At 70.2% G+C, this 11867-nt stretch carries 11 protein-coding genes; 5 read left to right on the top strand and 6 right to left on the bottom strand.

Features of this window, described 5'->3' with window-relative positions:
• From FFS20_RS16900 to FFS20_RS16880, 5 genes are all read right to left on the bottom strand, one after another.
• On the bottom strand, positions 1-705 hold a 705-nt coding region (locus FFS20_RS16900), incomplete at its 3' end, for a GntR family transcriptional regulator (RefSeq protein WP_137826947.1).
• Positions 702-1496: a triose-phosphate isomerase family protein gene (locus tag FFS20_RS16895; RefSeq protein ID WP_137826946.1), complete on the bottom strand. Its 795-nt coding sequence runs from the start codon at positions 1494-1496 to the stop codon at positions 702-704. The genes FFS20_RS16895 and FFS20_RS16900, both read right to left, overlap by 4 nt.
• Before the next feature lie 3 nt (positions 1497-1499).
• Entirely contained in the window at positions 1500-1955 is a 456-nt protein-coding gene (locus FFS20_RS16890) for a ribose-5-phosphate isomerase (RefSeq protein WP_137826945.1), read from the bottom strand.
• Positions 1952-3853, bottom strand: coding sequence for a dihydroxyacetone kinase family protein (locus FFS20_RS16885; RefSeq protein ID WP_137826944.1), 1902 nt, complete (start codon positions 3851-3853; stop codon positions 1952-1954). Before FFS20_RS16885 ends, FFS20_RS16890 begins: the two co-directional genes overlap by 4 nt.
• Before the next feature lie 132 nt (positions 3854-3985).
• A complete protein-coding gene (locus tag FFS20_RS16880; protein ID WP_137826943.1) occupies positions 3986-4699 on the bottom strand; it encodes a TetR/AcrR family transcriptional regulator in 714 nt (237 codons plus the stop codon).
• 172 nt (positions 4700-4871) lie between these two features.
• On the opposite strand from FFS20_RS16880, the gene FFS20_RS16875 reads away from it, so the two are divergent.
• The 4 genes from FFS20_RS16875 (at position 4872) to FFS20_RS16860 (ending at position 9321) form a co-directional block, all read left to right on the top strand.
• Positions 4872-5819: a 2-dehydropantoate 2-reductase N-terminal domain-containing protein gene (locus FFS20_RS16875; RefSeq protein WP_137826942.1), complete on the top strand. Its 948-nt coding sequence runs from the start codon at positions 4872-4874 to the stop codon at positions 5817-5819.
• Positions 5820-5904: 85 nt separating this feature from the next.
• Positions 5905-6561, top strand: coding sequence for a hypothetical protein (locus tag FFS20_RS16870; RefSeq protein ID WP_249356919.1), 657 nt, complete (start codon positions 5905-5907; stop codon positions 6559-6561).
• Positions 6562-6717: 156 nt separating this feature from the next.
• Positions 6718-8241: a PepSY-associated TM helix domain-containing protein gene (locus tag FFS20_RS16865; RefSeq protein ID WP_137826940.1), complete on the top strand. Its 1524-nt coding sequence runs from the start codon at positions 6718-6720 to the stop codon at positions 8239-8241.
• A gap of 597 nt (positions 8242-8838) precedes the next feature.
• Positions 8839-9321 carry a MarR family transcriptional regulator gene (locus FFS20_RS16860; protein WP_137826939.1) on the top strand — a complete coding sequence of 161 codons (483 nt, stop codon included), beginning with the start codon at positions 8839-8841 and terminating at the stop codon, positions 9319-9321.
• 76 nt (positions 9322-9397) lie between these two features.
• On the opposite strand, the gene FFS20_RS16855 is transcribed toward FFS20_RS16860, so the two are convergent.
• Complete coding sequence (locus FFS20_RS16855; protein ID WP_137826938.1) at positions 9398-10639, bottom strand: glutaminase; 1242 nt, start codon at positions 10637-10639, stop codon at positions 9398-9400.
• A 223-nt stretch (positions 10640-10862) separates the two neighbouring features.
• Between FFS20_RS16855 and FFS20_RS16850 the strand changes: the two genes are divergently transcribed.
• On the top strand, positions 10863-11867 hold a 1005-nt coding region (locus FFS20_RS16850), incomplete at its 3' end, for a pirin family protein (RefSeq protein ID WP_137826937.1).

Below are 11867 nucleotides of genomic sequence, written 5' to 3'. Positions count from 1 at the left end.
GCGCAGGTGATGGCGCATCGCGGCTTCGGGGGCGGTGGGGTCGGGGGAGGCGAAGGCGTCGAGGATCGCGCGGTGCTCGGCGATCGCCTCGTCGACGTCGGTGATGCCGTGGGGCAGGGCCTGGCGCAGGCGGTGGACCTGGGCGCCGAGGTCGGCCGACATCTTCATGAGGTAGCGGTTGCCGCAGCTCTCGAGGATGGCACTGTGGAACGCGCGGTCCTTCGCGTAGTAGTCCTGCGCGGCGGCGACTTCGATGTGCCGGGCTGCGTCGGGATCCTCGGCCGACTCCGCAGCGGTGCGGGCCGCCTCGCGGACGCGGACGCCGGACTTCTCGTGCTCGGCGTGGGCGTCCTCGAGCGCACGGAGGAACGCGTCGTCGGCGGGGGTGGCGAGCCGTGTCGCCGCGGTCTCGATGGTCTCACGGGCGACGAAGAGCTCGTCGAGCTGCTCCCGGTCGAGCGGCGGTGCCACCCGGTAGCCGCGGAGGGCTTCGCGGACGACGAGGCCGGTGCGCTCGAGGTCGACGAGGGCTTCGCGCACGGGCGTCGGGGAGACGTCGAGGAGCCGGGCCAGGCCGTCGATGGAGACGCGCTCGCCGGCGGTCAGCTCACCGGTGAGGAGGATCTCGAGGATGTGATCGTAGACGTGGTCGCGCAGGCCGCGCCTCTCGATGTCGGGGCGGCGGATCTCGGGGAGTGAACTCATGGGGACAGCTTAATGACGTCGGGGAGCTCGTCGAGGATCGCCGGGAGCGCTGCCGGGTCGTGGGCGAAGCGTCCGAGGAAGAGACCGTCGACGGCAGCTCCGAGGCGGGTGAGCAGGCCGGGTCGGGCGCTGCCGCCGTAGATGAGACGGAAGTCGAGGCCGGGGTACTGGGCGCGGGTGCGCGAGCGCACGACGGTGCACACCGCGGCGATGTGGTCGGGATCCGCCGGCTCGGCGGCCCCGATCGCCCACACCGGTTCGTAGGCGATGACGACGGTGAGCGGGCGGGGCAGCTCGGCGGTCGCGGTCGGCAGGGCCGAGCGGATCTGGACCATCACCTCGGCGGCGGCCTCCTCAGCCGGGACCGCGTCGACCTCCCCGACGCAGAGGACGGGGATGAGTCCGTGACGCAGGGCGGTCGCGGTCTTCTCCCTGATGAGGCCTTCGGTCTCGGAGAAGTGGCGGCGGCGCTCGGCGTGCCCGATCTCTGCGAACCGGCACCCGAGTTCGGCGAGCACGGCGGCCGAGACCTCGCCGGTCCAGGCCCCGGAGTCGTGGGCGGCGACGTTCTGCGCGCCGATGAGCACGGGGCCTGCGGCCGCGAGGCACGCAGGGATCGAGGGGAACTGCGGGAGGAGGAAGAGCCCTGTCGCACCCGAGGTGACCGCCGGGTGGTCACGGGTCAGCGCGGTCACCTCGGCGAGCCAGTCGAGGGTCTGCCGGTGGCCGAAGTACATCTTCAGGCTCGTGCCGAGGAGCCGATCGGGCAGGGGAGAGGTGACCGCGTCCATGGGTCAGCGGGACTCGTATGCGCTGATCTCGGCGACCTTGTCGTTCGAGGCGCTCGTCGGGTCGAACGTGTAGCCGATCCATTCGTGTGCCAGGCGCCGGGCGAGTTCGACGCCGATGACGCGCTGGCCCATGCAGAGGACCTGGGCGTCGTTGGAGAGCACGGAGCGTTCGACGCTGAAGGAGTCGTGTGCGGTGGCCGCGCGGATGCCCTTGACCTTGTTCGCCGCGATCGCCACGCCCAGTCCGGTCCCGCAGATGAGGATCGCGCGGTCGGCGTCGCCGCGCGCGACGATCTCCGCGGCGGCGGTGGCGATCGAGGGATAGAAGGTGTGCGACTGTGCGTCGACGCCGACGTCGGTGACCGCGGAGATGCGCTCATCGGCCTCGAGGTCGGCCTTGATGACCTCTTTGTAGTCGAACCCCGCGTCGTCGGAGCCGACGACCACTCGCAGTGTCATGATCGGGTTGCCTTTCCTTCGGTGGGCGCCAGGGGTGGCGATGTCGTCAGTGGGGCGGCGCGGCGGGTGAGTTCCTCGGCGACCACCGAGGCGATCATCGCCAGAGAGACCGCGCCGGGGTCGGGGGTGCCGAGGCTCTTGTCCCCGTGGGAGCGGGCGCGGCCGCGGCGGGCGACGAGCTCGGCGGTGGAGTCGGCGCCGCGGTCGGCGGCATGCGCGGCGCGGGCGGCGGCTGCGGCGACGCGGGGAAGCGGGCCGGTGCCGGCTCGATCGCTGCTGTCCGAGCCGGGGGCAGCGGCTTCGGCGACCGCCTCGGCGAATTCGTCGGCCAAGGGGGCCAGGGCATCGACGAGGGTCTTGTCGCCGACCTCGACCTTTCCGAACGCGCGGACGTCGTCAAGGGTGGTCGCCAGCACGGCGGCGACGCCCTCGGGGGTGGGGTCGTCGTCGACGGCTGCGGCGAGTGAGCTGAGGATGCGCCCCCAGATGGCGCCGGAGGTGCCGCCGCCGACGTCGGCCCAGGCCTCACCGGCGACGCGGAGGACGGCGCCGGCCGACTGGTCGTGGGCGGCGGCCGCTTCGGCTTCGAGGGCCGCGGCCTTCGAGCCGCGCTGCATGCCGATCCCGTGGTCGCCGTCGCCGGCGATGCTGTCGAGGTGCCCGAGGTCGTCCGAGGCGTCGTCGACGGCGCCGGCGATGCGGGTGAGGACCGCTGCGATCTCCCGGCCCAGCGCGCGCGACCGGGCGGTGGAGCGGGGGCCGCCGGCATCGCCGCCTGCCGCCGCCGGCGCGGACGTGTCGGGCGCGGCGGTGTCTGGGTCGGCGGTGTCTCGGGTCGCGGTCTCTCGGTCTCCTGCGTCGGCCGTCGTCGCGTCGTCGTCCTCGACTCTCTCGTGGGCGACGCCGAGGGCGCCGCGGGTGAAGGCCGCCGAGGAGCAGGGTGCGTCCCAGAGGGGCGCGAGTTCGTCGTCGAGCCACACGAGAGTGAGGGAGAGGCCTGCCATGTCGAAGCTCGTGCAGAACTCGCCGACCTCAGGGTCGACGATGACGAGTCCGGCTTCGCGCAGGAGCGGGTCGATGAGTCCGTAGAGGAGGTAGAGCTCCTCGTATTTCACGGTGCCCAAGCCGTTGAGGATGGGCACGATCCGTCCCGACGTCACGGGCGCCTCGGAGAGGAGCCGGGTGACGAGGAGCTCGGCGAGCTCCGAGGCGGAGGGCAGCGGAACGTCGTCGATGCCGGGTTCCCCGTGGATGCCGAGGCCAACGGCCATGCGCCCGTCCGGGACGGTGAAGAGGGGAGCGTCGGCGCCGGGCAGGGTGCAGCCGGAGAAGGCGACGCCGATCGAGCGGGTGCGGTCATTCGCCGAGGCGGCGAGGCGTTCGACCTCGGAGAGGTCGAGGCCCGCTTCGGCGGCGGCGCCGGCGATCTTGAAGACGGCGAGGCCCCCGGCGATGCCGCGACGGCGGTCGATCTCGTCGGCCGGGGCGCTGAAGATGTCGTCGGTGACGACGACGGTGCGGGTGTCGATGCCCGCGGCGCGCAGCTGCTCCTGGGCCTGGTCGAAGTTGAGGACGTCGCCGGCGTAGTTGCCGTAGCTGAAGAGGACGCCGCGGCCCTGGTCGCTTGCGCGGGCGACGGAGAGGATCTGCTTCGTCGACGGGGAGGCGAAGACGTTGCCCATCGCCGCGCCGTGGGCGAGGCCGGGACCGACGAGACCGGAGAACGCGGGGAAGTGTCCGCTGCCGCCGCCGATGACGAGTGAGACGGTCGGTGCGGCAGCGCGGGTCGAGCGCACGACCCCGCCGGGCACCGCGCGCACCCAGCGCGCGGCGGCGAGGCTGAGTCCGCGCGACATATCGGCGACGAAGTCATTCGGGTCATTGAACAATCGGGCCACGAGCTCCCCTTCGAACCAGTTCCTATTTCAAAGATCCTATAGGATTATTCGTCGGATGCAAGACCCGGGGTTGATGAGCGGGAAGCGGTGCTGCGGTCCCGACAGCTGCGTCGGGGATTCGGGAAGCGGTGCTCAGGCCTCGGGGGACGAGTAGAGGGCGTCGATGCCGAGGCGGCTCGGCGGCGGCAGCGGACGGCCGCCGCGCAGGTCGGCGGTCGGGGAGTCCTCGGGTGAGCCCGCGGCACGCGCACGCTCGGTGCCGAAGGCGCTGAGGAGGTAGGCGACGAGGCGGCGGGAGAGGTCGTGGGCGTGGGCGTGCGGGGCGCTCGTGAGGCCGCCGTTGGCGAGGATGAGCATGGTGAGGTCGCTGACGGCGAAGTCGGGGCGCAGCATGCCGGCGGTCTTCGCGCGGTCGACGAGGAGGGTGAAGGCGGCTTCGGCGTCGCGGCGCTTGGCGTCGACGTCGGCAGTGCTCGCAAGCGAGGTGAGGAGGGCTTCGGTGAACCCACGGTCCTCGATCTGCATGCGGCAGACCACGGAGATGAAACGGGTGAAGCCGTGCCAGGGGTCGGGGTCCTCGGCGGCCTCGGCGAGGACGATCTCGCAGCGGTCGATCTGGGTGGCGAACACCTCGGCGATGAGAGCGCTGCGATCGGGGAAGCGGCGGAAGAGCGTGGCGATGCCGACTCCGGCCCGGCGGGCGATCGCGTTCATCGGCACGTCGAGTCCGCGTTCGGCGAAGAGCGACCGGGCGGCGGCGACGATGCGGGCACGGTTGGCCGCGGCGTCCGCTCGCAGGGTCGGTTCCCGCGTTCCGTCGGGTGCCATCTGAGTCGTCTCGCTCATTTCTGCTCTCACTTCCCCGCGGAGCGGAATGCTCGCTCCGCGTGTGGTCTTAGCCTAAGTGGAAAGGCCGCTCCGGAACAGTCGGAGGCGGTGAGGATTCACGGGTGAGGAGCCCGGAACGCGGTGGGTCGCCCGGCGGATGCCGGTGGAGGCTCACAGAAGGAGTGCGGAGATGAAGATTCTCATGATCGGACGCGGTGTGATCTCGACGCTGTACGGCTGGGCGCTGGAGCGCGCCGGGCACGAGGTCGATTTCCTCGTCCGTCCCGGGCGGGCCGCCCAGTTCGGTCCGTCTGTCGACCTCGACATCAGGGACGGAAGGTCGGTGCGCGGGGGTCGGCCCGTGCGGCAACGATGGTCGGTCACCCTCCGCGAGGACCTGCCCGCGGGACATGACTACGATCTCGTCGTCCTCAGCGTCAACCCCGACCAGCTCGAGGGCGCGGTCGCCGACATCGGCGACCGCCTCGGCGCGGCGACCCTGCTCGTCTTCTCCAACGTCTGGGACGAACCGACCGAGGTCGTCGCCGGGGTCCCGCGCGATCAGGTCGTGTGGGGCTTTCCCGGCGGGGGCGGCGGGTACTTCGGTGACACGCTGCGCGGAGGCATGGTCAAGGCGGTGACGCTCGGACTCATCGACTCCGCGGAGCCGACCGCACGGCACCGGGCCGTGCGCACCTTGTTCGAGGGGGCGGGCTTCTCCGTCACCGAGGTCGCCGATTTCCGCAGCTGGCTGTGGTTCCACTTCATCCTCGATGCGGGACTCATGGCCGGCATCCGCACCGCGGGAGGCTTCGACGCCTACGTCCGCTCGGCGACGGCGAGTCAGCTCACCGTCGAGCTCATCGACGAGATGACGGCTGTGCTCGAGGCGAAGGGCGGGGTGCGCCGGGTCGGGGCGAAGGCGTTCCGGACCCTGCCCACCGGCGTGGTCGCGTTCGGTCTGCGCCGCCTCCTCGGCGGAGACAACCTCTACGGCCACCTCATGCGGCTCGTGCTCGCCAGTGCGCACGGCAATCCGGAGATGACGGCGATGTATCCGCGCCGAGTCCTCGCCGAAGCGCGCCGCCTCGGCGTCGACGTTCCCCGTCTCGAGGCCCTCGAACCCGTCTTCGCGTGAGGACAAGGTCCCTCGCCGAGGCGGGGTGGGGCGGTGAGGAGCATCCCGTCGGGACGGTGAGGGACACCCGCCCGCTCATGTGACAATGGTGGGCGTGAGGAAGGACAGGCGCCGCCAGCGCGCCCTGCGGGGCGCTGCCGCCGCGGTTGCCGCTACCTTCCTCGCGCTCACCTCCCACCTCCTCGGCGGTGGGTCGATGCCGACCCTCATGGGCATCATCGCGCCGCTGGCGCTTTCGATGCTCGTCTGCGTGCTCCTCGCCGGACGGCGGATGACCCTGGCCCGACTCGTGCCCTCGGTCTTCGTCAGCCAGGGGCTCTTCCACGGACTCTTCTCCGTCTTCACCCCGATGCATCCGATGGCGATGGGCGCCACCGCCGTCGAACGTCAGGCCATGGACCATGCGGGCATGGACGGCTCGGGGGCGATGGCCGGACAGATGGCCGCCTCGGCGGGACAGATGAGCGGAATGCATTCGCACTTCTCTGTGCCGATGACGATCATGCACTGCGTGGCCGCGATCGTCACGATCGCCCTCATCTACTGGGCAGAAGTCCTCCCGGCCCGGCTGCTCGCCTTCGTCCGCCTCGTCGTCCGCGCCCTCGTGCCGGCCCTCGGCACGGTTCGTGCGCTGCCCGAGCGCCCCCGTCTGGCCGTCCCGGTCAGCGATTTCGTGCCCCCACCGCTAGGCGTCCTGCGCTCACCGGTGCTCCGGCGCGGACCCCCGCTTCCCGCTTTCTGATCACTGACCTCCACGGCTCGGCCGCCCGGCCCGATGCCGTGGCATCGCCGTGCCACGACTTTCTCTGTGCCACGGTGATGCCGCGCGTGCGCCCGGAACCGCCGCCGAGCAGGCGAAGTCGCCCTTCGCCGACCATTCCACACAGAAAGCTTGACCATGACAGGACTGTCATCACCCCTGCCCGAAAACTCGGGCACCGCCACCGAGCCGCCCACCCGGCGGACTGTCTCCGACCGCCGGCAGCCGTGGTTCTCCTCGCTCCTGCGCCGCCTGCACTTCTACGCGGGCATCCTCGTCGGCCCGTTCATCCTCATCGCCGCCCTCAGCGGCGCCGTCTACGCGATCAGCCCGCAGATCGAGCGCGTCGTCTACTCCGACGAACTCACCGCCTCGACGGAGGGACCGGCGCTGCCGCTGTCCGACCAGGTCGAATCCGCGAACGCGTACATCGGGGAGGGCCAGACGATCGCCACCGTGCGTCCTGCCCCGGAACCGGGCATGACGACCCGGGTCATGTACGAGGATCCGACGCTCGACTCGAGTGACTACCGGACGATCTTCGTCGACCCGACGACCGCCGAGGTGAAGGGCGACCTTCCCGTGTACGCGGCGTCGAGCACCCTGCCGGTGCGGACGTGGATCTCCCGCCTCCACACCGACCTCCACCTCGGCGACGTCGGCCGGTACTACAGCGAACTCGCCGCCTCGTGGTTGGGGATCATCGCCGCCGCGGGACTGTGCCTGTGGATCGTGCGGGCGCGGAAGGCGAAGAAGATCAGGTCGATGCTCAAGCCCTCCCGCAAGCACAAGGGGCTGCGCCGCACCCTGTCGTGGCACGCCTCGGTGGGAGTGTGGATCGCGGTCGGGATGCTCTTCCTCTCCGCCACCGGGATCACGTGGTCGCAGCTCGGCGGCGGGAACGTCGGCGCGCTGCGCGAAGCACTCAACTGGACGACGCCGTCGATCTCGACCGAACTCAGTGAGGACACCGACGCCGAGGCGGCCGACGCCGGCGGTGCCCATGCCGGGCACGGTGCCGCATCCGGGGGCACCGAGGCGGCTCCGGCCGGCACCCCGAGCCCCGCGGACTTCGACATGATCTCCTCGATGGCCGAGAACGCCGGCTTCACGACGACCTACATCGAGATCGTGCCGCCGGCCGACGCGGACACCGCCTGGCTCGTCGAGCGCTACCAGCACAACTACCCGGACAACACGGGCACGGTGTCGGTGGCCTACGACATGGAGACGATGGCCGAGACCGACCGCGTCGAATTCTCCGACTACGGGGTCGCGGCGATGCTCACGAGCGTGGCCATCGACCTTCACATGGGCACCCTGTTCGGTCTGCCCAACCAGATCGTGCTCTTCTTCCTCGCCATCGGAATCGCCTCGATGGTCGTGTGGGGATACACGATGTGGTGGCAGCGCCGGCCCAAGCACGACCCGTCGCGCCGCTTCGGCATCGCCCCGGCGCGCGGCGCGCTCAAGCAGGCACCGTGGTGGGGCGTGGCCCTCGTCGTCGTCGCGGCCGTCGGCATCGGACTCTTCCTGCCGCTGGTCGGATTGAGCCTCGTCGCCTTCCTCGTCCTCGACGTCATCCTCGGCTGGCGAGCGCGCCGGAAGGCCCGAGCCCAGGCCGGCGCCGGGCAGGAGATGGCACCCGCGTCGCGGAGCTGAGCGAACGACCGGACGACCGCCTCGGTGGGGGAATCATCCCTCGCCGAGGCGGTCGGTGCTTGTCAGCGGAAACCGAAGGCCTCGTGCGAGAAATCCGTGGTGAGAGGCGCGCGCGGACGCGCGATTGCCTGGACAAGGCAGAAACGGTGGATATGCTGGGAAGGAGTTCTGAGGTGCGACGCCCTCCCGGGCGCCGCACCGTCAGCCCGAAGCGGGGAAGGTGCGGGGATGCATCGGGTTCACTCGTGGGGCTGTCGGCCTTCCGCGAAGCACTACGCCCGTCGGAATGCCGAACAGTTCCATTGAACAATGAAAATGTTGTCGTGGCAACAAATGTTGAGAAGAGTTCATCTCCGCTACCATCTCCACCTCACAAGCAGGATTGTTGGTTACCTGCAAGTGGGATTGCCGATTCGCCATCACAGTGCCGTGCCCGAATGTCTGCAGGAGTCGATATGTCGCTTCCCGTCCGTTCCGCCTCTCTGACGCTCATCTCCGCCCCTGCGGCGGCGTCTTGCGCGCATCATCCGGCGAATCCCGGACCCGGGCGCGACAGACCCTCGAGCTGTCTGCGCGCAGGGGAAGTGAGGGGCCAGGATGACTGAGACGACGCCCGTGAGCACCATCCTCAGGAAGATCGCTCCGATCCAGATCGCCGCATGGCGCCTCATGATGGAGAAGCATCAGGACTTCATCGTGCGATTCTCCGCCGACTTCCGTGACCGCCACGACCTCACCGTCAACGAATTCGACGCGCTCATCAACACTCCGCCGGACGAGCAGATCCGCCAGCGCGATCTGCTTCAGCTCATGGTGCTCAGTCGCAGCGCGCTCAGCCGTCTCCTCCGTCGACTCGAGGCCCGCAGTCTCGTCACCCAGACCCCGGATCCCGAGGATCAGCGCGGGGTGCTCGTCGAGCTCACCGAGAAGGGCGTCGCTCTCCGCGACGAGGCGGCGCAGACGAACGCTGCGATCATCCTCGACGGCTTCTCCGGGCTCTCCGATGCCGAAGCCGATCAGCTCTTCGGGCTCGTCAGCAAACTCAAGCCGCTCAAACCGCTGGCGGCTGCTCCGGAGTGAGCCGGCGCCTCGGCGTGAGCGAGCGCCTCGGCGCCTCACCCACACCGCGCCGCGGCGAGGTGAGATATCCCGCGCCTCAGGAGGCGTCGAACGGGTGGTTGCCGTCGCCCATGTCCGGGTCGGGCAGCTTCGACTCGGGGTCGAAGAGCCCGACCTCGAGTCCGTCGAGGGTGAGCCGGCGCATCGCCTCGAGCACCATGCGACGACCCACGTCGGTGAACGCGTCGACCCGGCTGACGTCGAAGACCACGGCGCCCGACGGTGCGGCCGTGTCGTCGAGTTCGTAGAGGATCGCCTCGGCGCCGCTGAAGTTCACGGTGCCCTGGAGGTCGACGGTCGTCGTGTCCCCGGCCGTGCGGATCTCGCGCAGCGCCCGCGACCCCGTCGTCTCGACCTCCATGAGATGGAAGCCCATGTCCTTGGACATCCGGCTGAAGAGTTCGACGCCGCGCACACTGTTGCCGTGCTCGTCGAGCCGCGGGGAGAACGCGCCGAGCCCGACCTGGCCGGGCAGTGCGCCGAGGAGGCCACCGGCGACCCCGCTCTTCGCGGGGATCCCGACATCGCTGAACCACGAACCCGCCGCGTCGTACATGCCCGCCGCCGCCATCGCCGACAGCGTCTGCCGGGCCACAGGCTTCGCGATCACCCGTTCCCCGGTGACCGGTTGGACTCCGCCGGTGGCCAGGGTCGCGGCCATCGTCGCGATGTCGGAGACCGTGACGAGGATCGAGCACTGCGCCGTGTAGCCCTCGACCGCCTCGTGGGCGTCGTCCTCGATGATCCCGTAGTTGTGGAGCATGTGCGCGATCGAGAGGTTCCGGTCGGCGGTCTCGAGCTCCGATTCGTAGATCTCCTCGTCGATGCGCAGCTGCCGGCCGGCCAGCGTCGAGAAGAACGCGAGGGCCCGCGCGACCCGCTGGTCCCGGCTCGCCCCCTCACCGACGAGGAGGCTGTGGGCGGTGATCGCGCCGGCGTTGATCATCGCGTTCTTCGGCCGGTAGGTGCCCGTCTCGAGGGAGAGCTCGTTGAACGCCTCACCGGAGGGTTCGATGTCGATGCGACCGTCGACGAAGGCCGTTCCCCGGTCGGTCAGCGCCGCCGCGTAGGCGAAGGGCTTCGACATCGACTGGATGGTGAATTCGACGTCGCTGTCGCCGGCGGCGTACGTGCGCCCCTCGACCGTCGTCAGGGCGACGGCCAGGCGGTCGGGATCGGCGGCGGCGAGTCCGGGGATGTAGTCCGCGACGGCGCCACGGTCGTCGTCGCGCAGGTCGTCGAGGATCTCGTTGAGGTAGTCGGGAATGGGAGTGCGCATGGGTCTGCCTCTCTGCGATTTCGGCCCAGCGGGCCGCCTCTGGACGCAACCTTACATGTGTGGGATTGTTGAGATCGCAACGACTTCGACGCCTTATCCCGCGCCGAGGCGGGACCCGGTCGCGCACGACGTGCCCCCTGGTGGCACCATAGAGGCAACCTCGGTCGGGTCGACCGCCTCGGCGGGGGAGGATCTGTCGGAGCAGGCAGGAGTGGAGGTGTCCATGAGCAACGTCGAGACCCGCCCGGACCAGGTGGTCTGCCGGTCAGGGGGCTTGCCGGGTCCGCAGTGCGATCAGCAGGGTCGGGCTCCTGTCGAGATCATCACCGCCCGCGACGTTCCGCTCGGCGGACCGCGCGCGATGACCGTCCGCCGCACGCTGCCGCAGCGGCAGCGCTCCCTCATCGGACCGTGGTGTTTCATCGACCACTACGGCCCCGAGGATGTCGCCCCCTCCGGTGGGATGGACGTCGCGCCGCACCCGCACACCGGTCTGCAGACCGTGAGCTGGCTCTTCGAGGGCGCCATTCAGCACATCGACTCCGGCGGCAATGCCGGGCTCGTCCTGCCCGGCGAGGTCAACCTCATGACCGCCGGACGCGGGATCTGCCATTCCGAGGTCTCGACGGAGGACACGACGACCCTCCACGGCGTCCAGCTGTGGCTGGCGCTGCCCGACTCCTCCCGGAACCAGAAGGAGCGCGAGTTCGAGCACTACGCCCCGCAGGCCAGAGCGTTCGACGGTGGGGAGTTCCTCGTCTTCCTCGGGGAGCTGTGGGGCGAGTCGTCCCCGGTGACGACCCATTCGCCCCTCCTCGGCGCGGAGATCCGGCTCGACCCCGGGGCAAGCGTCGGTCTGCCGGTCAACCCCGACTTCGAGCACGGCCTCCTCGTCGACGCCGGCGACGTCGCGCTTGAGAACGTCGCCCTTCCGGTCGCCGCGATCGGCTACACCGGGGTCGGGCTGAATGAGCTGCGCATCGCCAACCGCGGTGAGACCCCGGCCCGCCTCGTCCTCCTCGGCGGGGAGCCGTTCACCGAGGAGATCGTCATGTGGTGGAACTTCGTGGGCCGCACCCATGAGGAGATCGTCGAATACCGGCAGGAGTGGCAGGACCATTCGGACCGCTTCGGCGTCGTCGAAGGCTACGTCGGTCGCGGCGGGCCCGGCCGCAATGCCGAGGGCCTCGGCAGGCTGCCCGCCCCCGATCTTCCCGAGACCCCGATC

Source organism: Brevibacterium sp. 2SA (genome assembly GCF_005502845.1).
GTDB lineage: Bacteria > Actinomycetota > Actinomycetes > Actinomycetales > Brevibacteriaceae > Brevibacterium.
This window is presented reverse-complemented; position numbering and strand designations above follow the sequence as displayed.